This is a genomic window from Phaeodactylibacter sp. (assembly GCF_022763345.1).
Taxonomy (GTDB): Bacteria; Bacteroidota; Bacteroidia; order Chitinophagales; family Saprospiraceae; genus Phaeodactylibacter.
In genome coordinates this window covers 1-18,653 of record NZ_JALEGS010000073.1, presented here as the reverse complement: position 1 = coordinate 18,653, position 18,653 = coordinate 1, and the positions used below count along the sequence as shown (strand labels likewise).

Below are 18,653 nucleotides of genomic sequence, written 5' to 3'. Positions count from 1 at the left end.
ATTGCACAAAAACATGAGAAATAGCATACTATCACTAGTATTCTTGCTGCTGATTAGTACCCTTAGCTATGCACAGCAAGCCACACCTTTAAGACTTCAGGCGGTATCGCTTACAGCAGATGCAGCCAAAGCTCTGAGCCATCGGGCCCGGTCAGCGCAATCCTGGGAGGAATATACTTTCCAGGGCGAGACATTTCTAATCGTTCAATTTGCAGACCTGCCCTCAAAAGTGGAGCGGGAAAACTGGGAAGAGCAGGGCTTACGTTTTATCCAATACCTGCCTGACCAATCCTATCTGGTAGGCCTATCTGGCCGCCTTTCTCCTGCTGACTTACCCTTTCCCATTTTGCTGCCTATGCTTGGCACTTTCAAAATTGCCAGGAGTTGTGCTACTGCCATAAACCGTAGCAGTGGTGCCGTAAAAATAGCGGTGCATCCTATGCCCGGCTATGATGCCCGGGAGCTTCTGTCAGAGCTGCCCGCTGCATTCAAACCTGAAAAGCATCAGAAGGGCTTTCTGGAAGGCATCGTAGAAGTGGAAGCCATTCCTGCCATAGCTGCCCATCCTGGCGTTTGGTTGATAGAAGCAGCTGAGCAGGCTCCTGTTCCGGAAGGGCTTCAAAACGGGGCCGTTGTCGGGGCACCAATCATGCACAATATCGCAGAAGGCATATTCACCGGTGAGCATGTAGTTATTGGTATAGCTGATGATGGGAATGTATTCCACAAAGACCTCAAGAACCGGCTGATTGTAGACCTTAGTGATGACTTTGGTACGAGCCACGGGGAAATGACCACTAGCATTGCGGCCGGGGCAGGTAATCTGTTGCCCGAAGCACAAGGCCTGGCTCCCGCAGCGAAGGTCCACCTGAGTTTTATTTTGGATTACCTGCACCACGAAGCCGCAGTAGAAAATTACAATCAGCACAGGGTGACCATCACTTCTACCTCCTACGGTGATGGTTGTGGTGGCTTTTACAGCTCTAAAGCAGCTGCACTTGACGATCAGATGCATTTTTTTCCAGTGCTCATGCATTGCTTTTCTGCAGGCAACGGAGGGGGGAGCACCTGTAGTGAGGTCTACGGGCTCATCGAATTTGACCAGGTTATGTCTTTCGCTAACCTCACCGGGGGGCGGAAGGCTGCAAAAAACGGGCTTACGGTTGGGAATGTGGATACAGATGGTATCCTGGCCCAAAGCAGCAGTATTGGGCCGGCGGAAGATGGTCGCCTTAAGCCAGACATTGTTGCTGTAGGGCAAAATGCTATAGCCAATGGTCCGGGCAACGGCTATATTACAGCCAGTGGCACCTCCGCCTCCGCTCCGGTGATTGCAGGCATCCTGGCCCGGCTGACTCAGGCCTATCGTGCCCTCTTTGGCAATCAGGACCCTCCTTCTGCCCTTCTGAAGGCAGCACTGTTGAATGGCGCCAGAGATATTGGCCGGCCCGGGCCTGATTTTCAGCATGGCTGGGGGCTGGCTGATGCAGGTTCTGCTTTGGAGATGATTCAGAACCAGCAGTTTTATTCTACCAAGCTAAGCCACGGGGGCGAGCGTACCTTTTCTTTGGTCGTTCCGGAGGGCGCATCAGCCGTAAAGGTGATGGCGGTTTGGCACGATGTCGCTGGTGCTCCGATTGCGGAAAAGGCCCTGGTCAATGACCTCGACCTGCGAGTGCTGGGACCGGAAGGGCAATTGTACCACCCCCTGGTTTTGTCGAGCTATCCCCACCCTGACAGCCTGACGGCTAATGCCAAACCGGGCGTTGACCGGTTAAATAATGTGGAGCAAGTAGTGATTAAGGACCCTGCTCCCGGCAACTACACCATAAAACTTAAAGGGTACCTCGTTCCAGAGGGGCCACAATCTGCATTCATCGTTTACCGGTTTGAATCCGCAGGGCTGGATATCCGCCACCCTGTAGCGCAAACAACGGTAGCGCCCGGCGATCAGCTCAAAGTGGTTTGGGACAAGGCTGATGCTACAGGGCCTTTGGCACTGGCTTACCGAAAGGTGGGATCGGGCGGCTGGACAACGATTGCCACCAACCTTTCGGGGCACAGCTGGCTGTACAATTGGAAAGTACCGGCGGGTTTGTCTGGTAAGTATCAGGTCCGGTTAAGTACGGCTCAGTCGAGCAGCGTATCAGCGCCATTCACCATTTTGGGCAAGCCGGGCTTCTTTATCGAACAAACGGGGATCCACAAAGCGACCATGCATTGGGCGCCGGTGGAAGGTGCTGCGGCTTACGAGGTATTTGCGCTTGGGGAGCAGTATATGGAGCCTTTGGGCGAAACGAGCCAAACGGCTTTCGAGTTTTCAATTCCGCAGGGTAGCGGCAACTGGTTTAGCATACGTGCCAAGACAGCTGATGGAAGCGCAGGGCCACGGGCTAAAGCTCATTTTTACCGCCAATCGGTTTGCAATAACCAGGCGGTGCTTAAACTTTTTCTGGATGACAAGCCCGGAGAAACCACGTGGACCCTGGCAGATGAAACCGGGCAAGATCTGATGATAGCCGGCCCCTACCCGGACTATCTTGCCGGTGAAATACTGGAGATCCCGATCTGTCTGCCGGATGGCTGCTTTACGCTTTCTGTACAGGACAGCGGCCACGATGGCCTTTGCTGTGAAGATGGTGAAGGCAAGTACGAACTTTTTAACTGGCAGGGGCATATGCTGGCTGAAGGGAGCCACTTTGGTGGCAATGGCACGGCTTATTTCTGCATGGAGTCCAATCACCCGGCCTTACAGGCTTTTACGACAGCAACAGAATCCGTCAGTTGCAACGGCGCAACGGACGGCTGGGCAATTGCCTATCCAAATGGAGGAACTGGCACTTATACCTTCAACTGGAGCACCGGTGCCACCACCCAGCAAATAACAGGTTTGCCGGCGGGCAATTACACGGTCACCATCTCTGATCAGATCACCAGCGTAACGTCTGGCTTGGTCATATCAGAACCAGCTCCGTTAAGTGCCGTGATTGCTACTGAAGATTCCGGTTGTGGTACGGTAAATACCGGCATGGCCAGTGCTATGGTTTCCGGAGGGACAGCACCTTACTATTACTATTGGAGTACTGGTGATACGGGCAAGGAATTGCAGCAAATTCCGGCAGGCAGCTATTCTGTCACGGTGCAAGATAGCAAAGGGTGCTCTGTAGCGGCTACTGCTCAGGTTTTGGATGCCAGCCCTTTGGCTTTGTACCTGGCTGGAGATGCGCCTGCTTGTGCAGATGAAGAAAATGGGGCTGCTTTCGCTTCGGTGGTCGGAGGATACCCTCCCTACCAGTATGAGTGGAGCAATGGCAGCAACTTATCCACAGCAACCAGCCTGGCACCGGGGAACTATCAGCTAACAGTAACAGACGTGCTGGGCTGTACGGCGACCGGGCAAATCGAACTGGCCAGCCCGCCGCAGATTGGGGCCAATATTACCTATACGGACACCCTGAACCACCTGGAGGTCTCGGTTTTCGGGGGCGTCCCTCCCTATAGTTTCCAATGGTCAAATGGTTCTACCGCTTCTACGATGACCATCAGTGAAAGCGAAGTGTATCAATTGACCATTACCGACGCCAATGGCTGCCAGCGTATCTTCAGTGAAGAGGTTTCCTCCGAAGCACCAGAGCATTGTCAGCCGGCCGTAAGCAATAATGCTTACAACTGGATAGAGGCGGTTCAGGTAGATACGATGGTCCGGCAGACCGGCCAGAATGCAACAACTTATGAATCTTTTGTGGATTCAGCGGGCATGATGATTTCAGTGCGGGCCGGTCAGCTATGCAACGTGTCACTTTCGGCCGGCTTTCAGGGCGGCACCTTGCCCGTTTTCTGGCGCGTATGGATAGACCTGAATGAAGATGGGGACTTTGAAGATCAGGGGGAGCGGGTTTTTCATTCCGGACAACAAAACACAGCGGAGCTTTCCTTTTTGCTTCAATTGCCCGAGGAGCTGTCGCCCGGGTTGAAGGTCATGCGTGTTAGTCAGAGCTTTCTCGCCCCACCGGATCCCTGCGGCGTTGCCCTCTATGGAGAAACGGAAGACTACCTCCTCCGGGTCGTTAGTCCGGTTGAGTATTGCACATCAACTGGGCAGAGTACTTCCCAGGAGTGGATTGAAGGTGTACAGATCGGAGGGTTGGCCTATATTTCCGGCAATGATGGAGGATATGGCAACCACACTCACCTGTCACATACAGTAAGCCCCGGCATGTCATTGTCAATGACCCTTACTCCTGGGTACGGTGCTGCTCCGATGGTAGAGTTTTGGAGCGTTTGGGCAGACTTCAACCGGGACGGGATTTTTAACCACGACAATGAATTGGTCTACCAATCCGGCCCTGCAGTAGGACCGGTCAGTGGCATGCTGGAAATACCAGAATCTACTATGCCCGGCCCGCTTTTGGTAAGGGTGCAGATGCGATGGAATGCTTTGCTGAACCCTTGTGGTGCCTTTTCCTGGGGTGAAGTCGAGGACTATCAACTGATGCTAGAGCAAGGTAACGGTTTGAGAAGTGCCGGTAATGGGCCTTCCTCCCTACAGAACAGGGTTGGGGAGGTTGCTCATCAGTCTGGAGCCTTGAAAGTATGGCCGGTACCTGCGGCAGGCACTTTGCATTGCGCTTTTGTTCAGGAAGAAGAGGGCCCCGTCGAGGCAGTGCTTTTCGATGGGTTGGGACGGGTTGTGCTTCGGGATTTACCGGAGAGCAGCCGCGGTATTCAGCAGTTCCGGCTCTCGCTTCACCAGGTGCCGCCGGGCTTGTATCAATTACAGGTAAGAGTGGGAGAGAAGACCATGACGCAAAATATCATTAAACAGTGATTGGGGGCAATTGTCGTTTATGCGGCATAATATTCAAATAAAATAAATATATCGGCTATGTCACAATTTAAACGTGTTTAAGATTTGACTTATAAGTTTTATTCACATAACTTTGTAAGACAAGATGAAATCTAAATTAACGTAAGACTTCATCACTTCTCACGCAATGCCGAGCTGAATACTCCCCTTTTTTTAGGTTACAGGAAACTGTCAGCAAACACGGAACTTCACACAATTTTTGCAAACACAAAACTACCCTGAGGTATATCCACGGGGCTGGATCAGGTATTAAGCCAATGGCTTAAAACCTCATCCATTTTATGCAATGAAAACTTATTTGAGGTAGCTCATGGCTGGCTATTCAGGCATGAACTGCAGCACCCAGACAAAACGCAGACAGGATATGAGATGTACTTTACTGTTCATCGTTCTTTTTATTCTAATCGGAGTTTCGCCATTGGCAGCACAGGATTATGGCGTCAGTTTCCAGTCAGGAGCCGTTCCATCTGATGCCTTCGCATTGCCCAGCTCAGAGAGCGATTCCTTATTCACTGACTTTTTGTACGAAGGAAATTACTACATCATCGTTCAGTTTGATGCGATACCAGACGATAATGTGCTCCAGGTTTTGGAGCAGGATGGTGTAGATCTATTCGCCTATATCCCCAACTACGCTTACCTGGCCAAGGTGCCGGAATCCATGAACTTCAGTGAGCTTCAGGCCCGTGCGCTCGCTCCGTACGATGGCAGCTTCAAATTATCGACGCCGCTGGCCACAGGAAGCTTCCCCGCTTATGCCTACAACAATGGCTTGTTGGACATCGTGGTAAGCCCCTGGCCGAGTATTACGCAGTCTTCTCTGAAAGCCGCGCTCGAAGGGCTCGGCTATTCACCGGTGGATACCCTGCCTTCAGCGTTGTCGCTTACCATACCCGAGGACAGCCTTTTGAGCATTGCGCGCCATCCTGCTATACAATATGTGAATCTCCCCGAAGCACCACCTGTTCACGAAGGGTTCATTGGCCGGACTTCTCACCGGCTAAACCTGCTCAGCCCCGGGCCCGGGCTGATGTATGATGGGGAAGGGGTATTCATTCTGATCGGGGACGATGGCGGAGTTAGCCATGAGGACTTCCGTGGGCGCTTACAAGATTTGACCAATACCAACTTTGGTACGCACGGAGATATGACGCTTGGCCTGGCTGGCGGTGCGGGCAATATTGATCCACTCGGTATCGGTGCTGCACCGGGCGCTTCCCTGAAGCTTTACGATATTTCCGGCTATCCTCATATCAATGCTTCCTCGAGCCTGCAGGCCAGTGAAGGTTTTGTTGTTACCTCCTCCTCCTTCGGCGAGGGGTGTGGCGGGGTCTATACCTCTACGTCGCGGGATATTGATAAGCAGGTGTATGATAATGGATATCTTTTGCATTTCTTTTCGGCAGGCAACAGCGCCTCCTCAGCCTGTAGCCCGGTTTATGGGTCACTGGTGAAGAACAACTTCAGATACGGCAACATCACCGGAGGCCGCAAAGCAGGCAAAAACGTTCTGGCCATAGCAAACCTGTTCTATGACGACAACAGAGTCGCCTCAAGCAGCCGTGGCCCTACCGTTGATGGTCGTATCAAGCCTGACCTGAGTGGTCACGGACAAGGGAATTATTCCACCCGCCCGAATAATGGCTACGGTCCTGGAGGAGGGACTTCTGCGGCTTCTCCATTTTTGGCAGGTACGGCAGCCTCACTCGTACAAGCTTTCCGTGAAATCCGGAATCAGGAACCCACAGCAGCCCTGATCAAAGGTACCTTACTGAACACGGCTGATGACCTTGGCAACCCAGGTCCGGACTACGACTTCGGCTGGGGCCGGGTACATGCCGGCCGGGCATTGGAAGTCATCGAAAACGAGCAGTTTTTGGAAGCTACGGTTAGTAATGGTTCTTCCAATCTGCATACGGTTTTCGTTCCGATAAATGTCAAGGAAGTCCGGATTATGGTTTACTGGACGGACGCGGAAGGCTCTACCGTCGCTGCGAAGTCCCTGGTGAATGACCTGGACCTATCGGTAGCCACGCCGGGCGGGCAGGTGCGCCACCCCTGGAAGCTGAGCACGGTGCCACACATTGACAGTATCACGAAGCCAGCCTACAATGGCATCGACCGCATAAATAATGTGGAGCAAGTTAGCATTAAGGATCCCGCCTCCGGAAATTACACAGTAAAAGTAGACGGTTATCTGGTTCCAAGCCTTACTCAGGACTACGTAGTTGTTTATACCTTCCTTTACGACGAAGTGAAGTTGGTTTACCCACAGGCAGGGGACGGGCTTGTACCCGGAGAGTCCACCACCATACGCTGGGATGCCTATGGCTCCAATGGCTCCTTTACGCTGGAATACTCTACCAACGGAGGTAATTCCTGGAATAACATCGCGAGCAGCATCGTGGGCACCCGTCGGCACTTCAACTGGAATGTGCCTAACATAGCCAGTGGTACCGTGCAGGTCCGGGTGCGCCGCGGTAGTCAGGTTAGCAGTACGAACGGTAACCTGGCAATCATTGGGCAACCCAACTTCCAGGTGAGTACCATACCCGGTAATCAGGTCCGCCTGACCTGGAGCCCCGTCAACGGAGCCAACATCTACAGAATATACCGCCTGGGCGCTAAATTTATGGAGCTGCAGGGGACCACCAGCGGCACCAGCTTTGATATGGCAGCCCCTTCCGGAGAGGAAGGCTGGTACGCCATTGAGGCAGGTATTGCAGGCAGTGGATTTGGACGGCGCACGGAAGCCGAGCCCCATACCTTCTTCGCTTGCCAGACGGAAGTTGACATTACCCTCAACTTCGATTTCAGGCCTCAGGAGACAAGCTGGGAAATCCGGGACGATTCCGGGAATGTGGTGGCTGCCGGAGGGCCCTACCTTGGACAGGGCCCCATGTCTTCCCTGACGGTAACGGAATGCCTGCCCTATGGTTGTTTCGAGTTTATCATAAAAGATTCCTATAATGATGGCATGTGCTGTGGCTCAAACGGCAATGGTTCCTATGAAGTACGGGATGAAAATGGTGTGCTGCTGGCCAGTGGCGGGCAGTTTGGAAGCCAGGAGGTGACGCCTTTCTGCCTGAATAACTCAGGCGGCAGCGAATTTACCGTGCAGGTTACAAATATCAACCCGGTAACCTGCAACGGCGGTAATAACGGAAGTGCAACCGTCGTGGCAACAGGCGGTAGTGGCAGTTACACCTACACCTGGAGCAATGGCGCCACAGGGTCAAGTGTAAGCAATCTTCCTGCTGGCACCTACATCGTTACGGTTTCGGATGGCAACCAAAGCGTAACTGAAATGATATCAGTTGCTCAGCCTAACCCACTGCAGGTCAGCTTCAATACAGTGGAGCCGAGCTGTAGCGGAGTTCCAGACGGCATTATCAGTGTGACGGTTAGTGAAGGCCTGGAGGTAGATTACGCCTACCAATGGAGCAACGGTAGCACGGGCTCTTATGTTACCGGGCTCAGTGCTGGGGCCTACAGCGTCACGGTAGCGAATGGAGATGGGTGTACAACGCAGGCTCAAACCATCCTGGGAGAACCCGACCCGGTGACCACACAAGTTACAGCAACGCCGGTCTCCTGTTTTGGCAATAACGATGGAAGTGCCTCCATTCAATCTATTGGAGGCGGTTCGGGCAATTATACTGTTCAATGGAGCAATGGCTCCAATAACTTGTCGATTCACAATCTAAGCCCCGGTGCCTACACCGTTACGGTCACGGATGCCAATGGGTGTGCAGTGCAGCGGAGTGCCATCGTTGGTGCCGCAACCCCGATTGATGTCACCCTGAGCGCAACAAATGTGGCCTGCAATACCGGCGGCACAGGCAGCATTACTGCTACGGTCACCGGCGGAGCCTCCCCTTACAGCTATAATTGGAGCAATGGGGCACAGGGCAGCGTCGCGACCGGGCTTCAGCCTGGAGTTTATATTCTTACGGTAACGGATGCCAACGGCTGCAGTGCTGTTGAACAAGCTATCGTTCAGACGGCCTCTTCCATGTCTCTGTCGGTCTCTGCCGCTGCGGCAAGTTGCTCCGGCGGCAGTGCTTCTGCTACAGTGAGTCTTACCGGAGGTGCGCCGCCTTACAGCTATTTGTGGAGCAATGGAGCTACGACATCCACCGCGACCGGGCTGATGCCTGGTGGATTAACCGTTTCTGTAACGGATGCCAACGGTTGTGTCGAAATCGCTTCCGTCAATGTACCCCAAACACCGTCCATTACGTTAAGCTTCATCCGGAATAATCCGGATTGCGCAGGAGCCAATGATGGAGCCCTGACCCTGATCGTAGGTGGTGGGCAGGCTCCATACAGCTACGAATGGAGTACCGGCAGTACCGCCCAAAACCTGAGCGGACTTGGCGCAGGTGCGTATTCGGTTACCGTAACGGACCAGAATGGCTGCCAAACTTCAAGTACCATCAACCTGACCGCACCAGCAGCGATTGATTTAGAAACAGAATCAACAGATGCTACCTGCACAGGTGCGGCCAATGGGGTCGCTTCTGTAACCGCATCAGGCGGTACGGGCAATTATACTTACCTGTGGAGCAACGGCGGGACTACGAGCACCATCTCCGGGCTCAACCCTAATGTCTATCAGGTGACTGTAACAGATCAGAATGGCTGCACCGCAGTCGCTTCCACAGAAGTGATGAAGATTAACGAATTGGAAGTTTCCCTTACGGCTGAAGCTGTTTCCTGTAATGGTGGAAGCGATGGCCGTGTCACCTCGGTCGTCTCTGGTGGTTCAGGCAACTACGGTCAGTACGTTTGGAATACCGGTGCCAATACGGCGACGCTGGAGAATATTTCAGCCGGCGGTTATAGCCTCACGGTTGTGGATGTGCTGGGGTGCCAGGCTTCTGCCAATATTGTGGTGCAGCAGCCATCGGTACTCAATGCGAGTGTTACCACAACGCCAGCCAGTGTAAGCACCAATGGCAGCGCTACCCTTAATGCCAATGGCGGCACATCGCCCTACACTTACAACTGGAGCAACGGGCTTTCTTCAGCTTCTTCCAGCAACCTGGGGGCAGGCAGCTATCAGGTCACCGTTACAGATGCGAATGGGTGTTCCACAACGCTGTCCTTTATCATTGAAGATACCGCTCCGTCAAATTGTGACTCCCGCGGCAATTCCACACAGTATGAGTGGATTGAAAAACTGGCATTCGGGGCTTTCGAGCACCAAAGTGGCAATAATGGAGGGCTGGGGGATTTTAAAGACGACCCCACGCTGCTCATCACACTGGAATCCGGCACGACCAATCCTTTTGTTCTGACCCCCGGCTACGCCGCTTTCGCCTTCAATGAATACTGGCGCATTTGGATTGATTTTGACCAGGATGGTGATTATTCAGACCCGAGTGAACTACTTTACACTTCCGGGCCATCGAATACAGAGGTGACAGGCCTGATGGCGCTGCCTGCAACCGTGGCGGAAGGCACTTACACCATGCGGGTTTCCATGAAGTACGGCAGCCCCCCACTGCCCTGTGCAAATGTGGCCTACGGAGAAGTGGAAGAGTACACGGTGGAAGTGGTCGAGCCGCTGATCTATTGTAGTGCAGCGGCGGCAAGCTCTGTCATGGAGTGGCTGGCCAGTGTACAGATCGGCGATATCACCAATAACTCCGGCAATAACGGTGGCTACGGTAACTTCCTGGCCATGCAGCATGCTGCGATCATCGGTGATGAGATTGATTTTACGCTCACACCCGGTTTCAATGGTTCTCCGATTCCGGAAAACTGGGGCGTTTATGTAGATTTCAATATTGATGGCGACTTCGATGACCCGGGAGAAGAAGTGTACACCCGCAACAATTACCCCTTCCAGAATGGAGGGGCATTCACGATTCCAGCTTCAGCTACGCCGGGGCAGACCCGTATGCGGGTTATTATGAGTTACGCTCCGAATATCGACCCCTGTGAAGACTACATCTGGGGCGAAACGGAGGATTATACCCTGATTGTTTCTACGCAGGATCCACCTCCAGGCGTTGATCCGCTGCAAACGTCTAACGATAGTCCTGAGCCAAAGCAGCAAAGACACCATACGGCAAGCCAGGATATGCCAGAGGTAGCTGCACCCAAAGTGTTCCCGAACCCAGCCAGCTATCAAGCGACACTGGAATGGACGCAACCGGAAGAAGGCCGCGTACAATTTAGCCTGTTCAAAGCAGATGGCGCCAGGCTTTGGTACCACGAAGCAGTCCTGTCTGCGGGCTTCCAGCAAATGACTGTGCCCACCGCCGATTTATCACACGGTATGTATTGGATGGTGGTGGTCAGTAAAGATAAGATGTGGCGTTTACCCCTTCAGGTCGCACACTGAAGGTAAACCGCTACCCTAAGAATTAAGGTATCAGGTTTCTGAAGCTGCCGGTGCTGCATTTATGCAGTAACCGGTGGCTTTTTTTATGCAACCAACTGTAGGAGAGATTGGATGATTTGCCCGGGTGCATACCCCAAAACCTCAGGCACCCCACTCTTCCGGTTGAGCCATGCGGTCGGCAAACCGGCAGAGGCCGCACCAGCGATGTCCCAGGTATTGGCAGAGATAAAACCAGTTTGGCTGGGTTCTAACTCCAGCCCCTCAGCTGCCATATGGTAAACGGCAGGAGTGGGTTTGTAAGCCTTTAGCGCATCGGCGCTGAGTAGTTGCTCGAAGTAGGTATCTATGCCACTAAAAGCACAGGCCCGCTCCAGAAGGGAAGGGTTGGCGTTGGAAAGGATGGCCAGGCGGTAGTGCTCTGCAAGCAAGGGGAGGGCTTCAAGCGCATCCGGGAAAACTTTAAGTTCGTAATAGGCGCTCATGACCGTCCGGATTTGGTCCAGTTTGGCGTGGGTGCCAGTGGCCTGCAGGGCGTAAACGAGCGCATCTTCTGTAAGCGCATAGAAGTCTTTGTACCGGTCCATGAGCGAGCGCAGCCAGGTGTACTCCAGCTGTTTTTGCCGCCATACCGGAGCAATTTGAGAAGCCTGTGGGCCAAATTCAGCCTGCAGCGCCTGATCGATACTGCTGACATCGAAGAGGGTACCGTAGGCATCAAAGACCAGGGCATGAGCTTCGGCAAAGGCAGGGGGGCGCATGGGTGCATTATTTTTGAAGATGATGAAAATACAAGAGCAGGGCATTGACGGTATGCGGGTGCTCAAACTGCCCGCTGAAGAGCCGCCTTCGGACTTCCGCCTCCGGGAGCCAGTGCAGGTATACATCTTCCCCATCATCGAGGGTCGGCGGCTGTACGACTGTTACTTCCTCGGCCAGCCAGTGAAAAATGTAGCTGTCCTGAAAGACGGGGTTGGACGGTATCTTACCCAGAAAGTGCCAGGATGCAGCTTTTGCACCGGCTTCCTCCAAAAGTTCTCTGCGGGCAGCTACCTCTTGTGCTTCTCCTGCATCGACCATGCCTCCGGGCAGTTCCAGCGTGTACCGGCCAATGCCAAACCGGTATTGTTCCACAAACAGCAGGGCACCGTCGGAGGCGCGGCGGGCCACAACATTAGCCGCATCCGGAGATTCCAGTACCACCATGCGCTCTACCTTTTGGTTGCGCGGATTGCGCATATGGTCGAACCGGACATTAAAAATCTTCAATGCAGGGCCGGGCTCAGAGCGCAGCCGTTCCCAGTTGGGGCGGACCGTTGCCTTCATGTAAGGGTAGCTTATTTATCGTCGTCGTCCAGGATGGCATCGTCAATGATTTCGTCTCCGTCTCCGTCGAGATCGTCGAAGCCCTTGACTTTTCCAGTGTTTTCTTTAGGCTTGTAGTCTGGATCTTTTCGGATGGTAACGTCTTTGCCGGCCGGCGTACCCTCATCGGCATAGTCGCCGGAGGCATAGCGCTCGGCTTTATCGAAGAAGCTGTCCATGCCACCGAGCGGGTCTTTTTTACGGTCCCGTTCCAGGTTCTCGGCATTGGAGCGCTGGCCGCGTTCTTTCACCCGGCGTTCCAGTTCTTCATCCATGGCTTTGGCTTTTTCCGTCAGGTCATCCATGGATTCCTTTTCGGCTTCTTCATTGGCTTTGTCCACAAGGCCCTCGAAGCGGTCCATGAAGCTGCTGCCTTTCTCTTTGGCCTTGTCCCAAAGTTTTTCACCTTCCTCAAACAGGCGTTCGTTGATTTTATCGCTGGCATCAATGACCCGCTTGCCAACCCGCTCTGAGACATCCGCTGCTTTACGGCCGGCTTCCCCTGCCACTTTAGAAAACTCCTCACTGAATTCATCAAATTTAGTCCGCTGATCAGGGTCTTTTTCCCTGGATCGGGGTTCTTCTTTCGGGGGCGTGGTTTTACCGGTGAAGATGTCTTCAAAGGACGGTTCTTCTTCAGCCGGGTTTTCCTCTTTTTTCTTATCGTTCATATCGTCGTTTTTAAGGTCTTCGGGCTCTTTAGGGCTATTGAAGGCTTCGTTGACCAGCTCTTCCGCAAAGCCACGAGCTTCTGCTGCTTTCTTTTTCACCTTAGGGCGGTATTCATCATCCAGTTCTTCCATGCGTTGTTTGGCTTTTTGGTAGTAATCTTTTGATTGTTCGCTGAGCTCCTCGCCCAGTTTTTTGCCTTGTTCTTCTGCCTTCCGGCCAGCAGAACGGGCAACGGACTTTGCGCCGAACAGCAATTTCTTTAAATCATCTTTCAGGCTCATAGCATGCGTTTTAGCAATTGGAATCAGAAAATAAGGAAAATCCGGCAGCTTGTAAAGCGGTAATAGACGAGTCGTTAAATTTCTTTGGCCTCGGCCTGGTTTTCGATATCCAGGAATTGCTCAATTTGCTGTTCAACGTATAGGCCTTCCTCGGGGTTTTTTAAGCCTTTCATGAGTTCGAGCCGTTTCCCGGAGTGCAGCCGGGCATGGAGGGCATACCGCAGGTTAGGGCGGCCATTGGTGGTACTGGCCACGTATTCTTCCACATACAGCTGCCGGATATCCTGAGCGTCGATCTCTTGATTGCCCCGAAAGGGTACGGGCAGAGGTGTATGTTCAATGAATAATTTCCGGCGGGTGACTTGTATGAGCGTCTTATTGATCAAATTGGAAACCAGCACATATAGAAAGCCAACTCCAACCAAAAGGTGCAGGCTCAAAAACAAAAGCACTTGAAGCTCCCCGCTAATGACGGCAAAGACAGCGAACGGGATGACAAAAATATTCCAGACTACGGTGAATAAGGTAAGAAACCCATCCACCCGGTTGCGCCAGCTGATTTGAATATTCAACTCGCTCAGCAGGGCTTGGGCCTGAATGCCGGGCGGCATAGGAACATCGCCGCGGTCCTTCGCCTGTGGAGGGGTGGGGGCCGTATCCGATTTGGGGGGAGGAGCGGGGGCGCGGTCTTCAAAACTAAACACCAAACCACAATTACTGCACTTGGCCAGCAGCATGTTAATGTTAATTTGGTCAGGGGCGATTACAGACCGGCATTCGGGGCAGGACAGCTTTTCTTGCATAGGATTTTGGGAATGTATTACCGAAAGTAAAAAAAAATTCAACCTCAGGCAACGGATGGCCAACTTGGCGGGTCTAGAGGTTGTACATACAATCCAATTGCCGGAAAATACCGGAGGTTTAGACAAATCTCTATACTGAATGAGAAGGCTTTTTACATACTTTGGAATTGCGATGCTACTGACGGGGTGCGTGGAAGAGGTTGACCAATTCCAGCCCCTTGAGCTTACTTCCGGCAATATCAACCGCTTCTTTGAGGCGGTACAATCCAATCCTATACCGATTAGTTGGGATGCATCGCAAGAAAAACTTATAACATTGCCCGGCTACGGCCGGGTAATTGTTCCTCCCAACGCTTTTCTGCTCCCGGATGGGTCGGAAGCGTCGGGAATGGTTCAGGCAAAAGTGCTTGACCTTTACAGCAAAGAAGATTTACTGCGCAACAGAATTACCACCGCCAGTGTGGAAGGCATTGTTGAGTCTGCAGGAACAGTTTTTATCGAAGTAGAACAGGGCGGGCAGCAGCTTCGCCTGAAGTCCGATGAGCTGATCCGGATTCAGATGGCTACTGCCCGGTATAATTCTCAGATGCGCCTGTTCACCGGTAAAGCTGCGGAAGATGGCACGCTGGAATGGATAGAATACAGCCTTAGCGAAGCGCCGGTGCGTTCTGTCGAACTGCAAGACCCGGAGTCCGGGCAGCCCGTTCCGGGATTTGAGTTTTCCAGTCCTGAACTAGGCTACCTGAAATGCGGTACTTACCTGTCAGAAGAGCAGGGCACAGCTGAGGTTTGCCTCAATTTGCCTTACAACTTCGATGCTAAAAATACGGTTGCTTTCATCGCCCTGCGCGATTATAATGGCTTAACAACCCTCCCTTTTGAAGAGGAGAATGCGTTGCGCCCCGATTGTTGCCGCGCTGGCCTGCCTGCGGGCGAGCCTGCCAAAATAATCGTGATCGCAGAAGGAGAGGAAGGCATGTACTTCCTGGAAGAAAAGACCGTCACTATTATGGAGAATCTGACCATTAGTATAACGCCCGAAACGGCGTCCCTGTCCGATATCATGCTTGCCCTCGAGGGGCTGTAAGCATGATATTCGGATAGTTTTAAATCCGAACACCACGTTTTCCTTCAAATATTGTAATACCGCCGGCATTGATTTTTTGCCGGCGGTTTTTTTGTGCTTGCATGAATCAACTACTCAACCGGCAGTTACCCCTAGTCCTCGACGGCGCCCTGGCCACGGAGCTGGAGCAGCGGGGCGCTGATTTGTCTGGGGGCTTGTGGTCTGCTCGTATTTTGCAGGAACAGCCTGAGCTTATTCGGTCTGTGCACCTGGATTATTTCCGGGCAGGGGCAGATGTGGCAATCACAGCGAGTTATCAGGCGGCACGGGCAGGCTTTCTAAAGGCAGGCTATACCGAAAAGCAGGCGAAGGAACTGGTGCAGCGCAGTGTCGAACTGGCGCAGGAGGCACGGGTGGCTTATCTTGAGGAGACTGGTTTGCCCGAGGGTCCTGCACCGCTCATCGCGGGTTCCGTTGGCCCCTACGGCGCTTACCTGGCAGATGGGGCGGAATACAGAGGACATTACGGCTTAACCGATGAGGCACTTCGGGATTTCCACCTTCCCCGTATTGAGTGGCTGCTGGCTGCGGCTCCCGACTTGCTGGCTTTTGAAACCCTGCCCAGCCTTCAGGAAGCGGAAGTACTGCTCAGGCTGCTCGAAACCTTTCCGCAAGTGCAAGCCTGGTTTAGTTTTACTGCAAAGGATACCGCTCATATTAGCGAAGGGCAGCCCATATCGGCAGTCGGGCAACTTTTGGGCACGCACCCTCAGGTCGTGGCCCTGGGGTTCAATTGTATACCGCCGCATTTGGGCACGGCCTTACTGTCGAACTTAAAACAACACACCTCCAAGCCGCTGATCATCTATCCGAACAGTGGAGAAGGGTGGGATGCTGAACGGCAGTGCTGGCTACCTACCTATCGGGTGCCAAAAGGGTTCGGTGCTTTGCCGCAAGCCTGGCTGGCGGCGGGTGCAGGCCTCCTTGGTGGCTGTTGCCGTACCCGCCCTGAGGATATTCGGGTGTTGCGGGAGCGGCTTCGCAGGGAAATTAGGTAATGCAATATCCGCCTTACAACCCTTGCCCAAACTCCACCAACTGCTCCCGGTAAGTCTGGTAAAACTCCTCCACATAGGGGCGGTCGTGGTAGTAGCCCTGGTCGAACTGTAGCAGGGCGTTCTCCAGAGCTTCCCTGGCTTGGGGCGTATCGCCCAATTCCGCTGCTGCCTGGCTCAGCCAGAACCACAGATCAGCGCTTTTCCCTTCTGCATTGCGCAAGCCGCGTTCAAAAGTCGCTTTGGCTCCCTTCCAGTCCTCCAGTTTAGCCCGGGCAATGCCTTTGAACAGGAAAGTTTCGGTGCCGATGTAGCTTTCTTCCACGGTTTTTAGCTCTTCGGCAATGTGCTGATCAAAAAACCGGATCGCTTCTTCGTACTGACTCATTTGCAGGTAGCAGATGCCGCTCATAAATAGCACAGAAGTGGCCTGTGGGTAATCTACAAAGTTGGGCGTAAGGGTGTCCAATGCCTGGAAGTCGGCAAGGGCCCGTTCGTAGTCCCGGTAAAAATAAAGGTACAGGTAGCCCCGCCAGCCCTGCCATTGCACAGGATCTCTGGATATTGCATTTTGATAATGGCGGTAAAAGTCTTTAGCCATACCGCGCTTTACGGTTGGTGCGCCCAGTTCCCGGTGCGGGATAGGGCTTGAAGGATCGTAGCGCATGGCTTCCTGCATGACCAAAGTGTGGCCAACTGCTCCCTGATAATAAAAGTGACGCCCACCCATCAACTGTTCTGATAGGGCAGGATAGTCCTCTTCAGCGATCGCCTTCTTGTAGAGTGCAGGCTTGGACTGACAGCTGCTGAGCGAAAGCAAAATGAAGAAGCTAAGGAAGTAATTCGACCAGTTCACCATCTTTGAGTTTATAGGTTAAGTAAGCATAAGCATCAGCGGGCTCGCCTTTGTGCCGCCCGGGCCGCCAGTCGGTGAGACCGGCAGTAATTTCACCTAAATGTGCAACCGTCTTTTCCGGGAATTGGGTAGGCTGGAAATCCAAATCAGCAGGCTCAAGGGTGAAGCGCCCGGCTTCTCCTTCGCAATTGATCACAAAGCGGAATGTCAGATAGCCGGAAGCATTTTCCAGCATAGTAGGCTCAAGCTGTGGTCGTATGGCTTTCCAAAGCGCGTACTTTCCGCCCCGATAGTGAATATCTGGATCGGCGTTGTAGTAATCAATGATGGCTTCGGTAGCGGTGCAAAGCTCGAAATCAGGCCGGTAGCCCAGAGTGCGGCCCGGGTCAATATAAGCCACCCGCTCAAGCCCATGTTGCTGCTGTTTTCGGAATTCAGGCATTGACATTTGTGCGATCAGCTCCAGCGTACCCTGAAAACGATCGGACTGGAAATGCTGATGGTAAAGGCCCAGTCCTTCCACGTAGGTTTCAGTAAAGGTGTTGGAGAAGGAGGTGGTGTCATCCGCAGCGTAGCGGGTCGCCTCGTATTGGCCGTAGAAGATCACCCCCGGCCGGTTCTCTATCAGCGTATCTTTGCGTTGGATTTGCTGTTCGGTCGATTGAATTGTCAGGTCGCCGGTTTTGTTCTCTTTTATCAGCGTAGCCGTATCGGCGAGCCAGTTGCGCATTGTGGGCTGTAGCATAGCAGACCGCGTTGTGTCCGCTCCATCGTACTGCACATCTTCCAAAACCTTCATCGCCCCTTGATCAAAGACCACTCTGCGCAGCCGGTTTGGCGTGAAGTCCGCATCGTAATTGGTAATAACCAACTCCTGCTGATCGTTGATTTGGTAAGTGAGGTAGTTGATATTGGTCCATATTTCGGATTGGTCCGGGCGCTGATAGTGGAAGTAGTACTTTTGGGCGATCCCTTTCTGCAAAAAAGCCGGGTGTGGGAAGTAATCGGCTACCGTTTCCGGCAACGGATGGTTACGTTGGCATTGACTCAGCAGGGAGCATAAGGCAAGCATCGCAGAGAGCCGGAAGAAAAGAGTCTTACGCATGGGCTTGTTGTAATGGTTAGCAAAGGATACACCAATTCCCTGAATCCGTTCAATACCGGTTTCGGTTATACGCAATACGAAGTGGTCACCGACGATAAATGTCGGGATCTTAGATTTGCGACATCGGAGCAAGCTACTTCTCAGCGTAGATGCTCGTACGTTTGTTAATAGTACAAAAGTTCATTGAAAATCATAGATTGGCAAGACCTCAGAGCAGAGGATATGTATATG

Annotated in this window: 10 protein-coding genes; 4 read left to right on the top strand and 6 right to left on the bottom strand. The window is 52.9% G+C overall.

The genetic code is table 11. The features are described 5' to 3' along the window. Positions 1–13 precede the first annotated feature (13 nt). Both MRY86_RS19700 and MRY86_RS19695 read left to right on the top strand, forming a co-directional pair. Entirely contained in the window at positions 14–4,828 is a 4,815-nt protein-coding gene (locus tag MRY86_RS19700; protein WP_293562756.1) for a GEVED domain-containing protein, read from the top strand. A gap of 403 nt (positions 4,829–5,231) precedes the next feature. Continuing rightward, on the top strand, positions 5,232–11,222 hold the full coding sequence (locus tag MRY86_RS19695) for a GEVED domain-containing protein (RefSeq protein ID WP_293562755.1): 5,991 nt from the start codon (positions 5,232–5,234) through the stop codon (positions 11,220–11,222). An 83-nt stretch (positions 11,223–11,305) separates the two neighbouring features. On the opposite strand, the gene MRY86_RS19690 is transcribed toward MRY86_RS19695, so the two are convergent. From MRY86_RS19690 to MRY86_RS19675, 4 genes are all read right to left on the bottom strand, one after another. Further along, positions 11,306–11,980, bottom strand: a complete 675-nt coding sequence (locus tag MRY86_RS19690; RefSeq protein WP_293562754.1) for a haloacid dehalogenase type II — start codon at positions 11,978–11,980, stop codon at positions 11,306–11,308. Positions 11,981–11,987: 7 nt separating this feature from the next. After that, on the bottom strand, positions 11,988–12,545 hold the full coding sequence (locus MRY86_RS19685; protein ID WP_293562752.1) for an NUDIX hydrolase: 558 nt from the start codon (positions 12,543–12,545) through the stop codon (positions 11,988–11,990). Between the two features lie 11 nt (positions 12,546–12,556). Then, the gene (locus MRY86_RS19680; protein ID WP_293562750.1) at positions 12,557–13,537 is read right to left on the bottom strand and encodes a hypothetical protein; all 981 of its coding nucleotides are present in this window, start codon (positions 13,535–13,537) and stop codon (positions 12,557–12,559) included. Positions 13,538–13,611: 74 nt separating this feature from the next. Further along, complete coding sequence (locus tag MRY86_RS19675; protein ID WP_293562748.1) at positions 13,612–14,340, bottom strand: hypothetical protein; 729 nt, start codon at positions 14,338–14,340, stop codon at positions 13,612–13,614. Positions 14,341–14,479: 139 nt separating this feature from the next. Between MRY86_RS19675 and MRY86_RS19670 the strand changes: the two genes are divergently transcribed. Next, on the top strand, positions 14,480–15,427 hold the full coding sequence (locus tag MRY86_RS19670; RefSeq protein WP_293562746.1) for a hypothetical protein: 948 nt from the start codon (positions 14,480–14,482) through the stop codon (positions 15,425–15,427). A gap of 101 nt (positions 15,428–15,528) precedes the next feature. After that, the gene (gene mmuM / locus MRY86_RS19665; RefSeq protein ID WP_293562744.1) at positions 15,529–16,464 is read left to right on the top strand and encodes a homocysteine S-methyltransferase; all 936 of its coding nucleotides are present in this window, start codon (positions 15,529–15,531) and stop codon (positions 16,462–16,464) included. Positions 16,465–16,477: 13 nt separating this feature from the next. Here mmuM and MRY86_RS19660 read toward each other — a convergent pair whose 3' ends face one another. Both MRY86_RS19660 and MRY86_RS19655 read right to left on the bottom strand, forming a co-directional pair. Then, on the bottom strand, positions 16,478–17,320 hold the full coding sequence (locus MRY86_RS19660; protein ID WP_293562742.1) for a tetratricopeptide repeat protein: 843 nt from the start codon (positions 17,318–17,320) through the stop codon (positions 16,478–16,480). Beyond that, complete coding sequence (locus MRY86_RS19655) at positions 17,292–18,422, bottom strand: hypothetical protein (RefSeq protein WP_293562740.1); 1,131 nt, start codon at positions 18,420–18,422, stop codon at positions 17,292–17,294. The genes MRY86_RS19660 and MRY86_RS19655 overlap by 29 nt, the downstream gene beginning before the upstream one ends. Positions 18,423–18,653: the final 231 nt, after the last annotated feature.

Bases quoted from the DNA above. Each gene is read 5' to 3' on its own strand.
- MRY86_RS19700 (WP_293562756.1), top strand. From the start codon at position 14: ATGAGAAATAGCATACTATCACTAGTATTCTTGCTGCTGATTAGTACC.
- MRY86_RS19690 (WP_293562754.1), bottom strand. From the start codon at position 11,980: ATGCGCCCCCCTGCCTTTGCCGAAGCTCATGCCCTGGTCTTTGATGCC.
- MRY86_RS19655 (WP_293562740.1), bottom strand. From the start codon at position 18,422: ATGCGTAAGACTCTTTTCTTCCGGCTCTCTGCGATGCTTGCCTTATGC.
- MRY86_RS19675 (WP_293562748.1), bottom strand. From the start codon at position 14,340: ATGCAAGAAAAGCTGTCCTGCCCCGAATGCCGGTCTGTAATCGCCCCT.
- MRY86_RS19680 (WP_293562750.1), bottom strand. From the start codon at position 13,537: ATGAGCCTGAAAGATGATTTAAAGAAATTGCTGTTCGGCGCAAAGTCC.
- MRY86_RS19660 (WP_293562742.1), bottom strand. From the start codon at position 17,320: ATGGTGAACTGGTCGAATTACTTCCTTAGCTTCTTCATTTTGCTTTCG.
- MRY86_RS19695 (WP_293562755.1), top strand. From the start codon at position 5,232: ATGAGATGTACTTTACTGTTCATCGTTCTTTTTATTCTAATCGGAGTT.
- MRY86_RS19670 (WP_293562746.1), top strand. From the start codon at position 14,480: ATGAGAAGGCTTTTTACATACTTTGGAATTGCGATGCTACTGACGGGG.
- mmuM (WP_293562744.1), top strand. From the start codon at position 15,529: ATGAATCAACTACTCAACCGGCAGTTACCCCTAGTCCTCGACGGCGCC.
- MRY86_RS19685 (WP_293562752.1), bottom strand. From the start codon at position 12,545: ATGAAGGCAACGGTCCGCCCCAACTGGGAACGGCTGCGCTCTGAGCCC.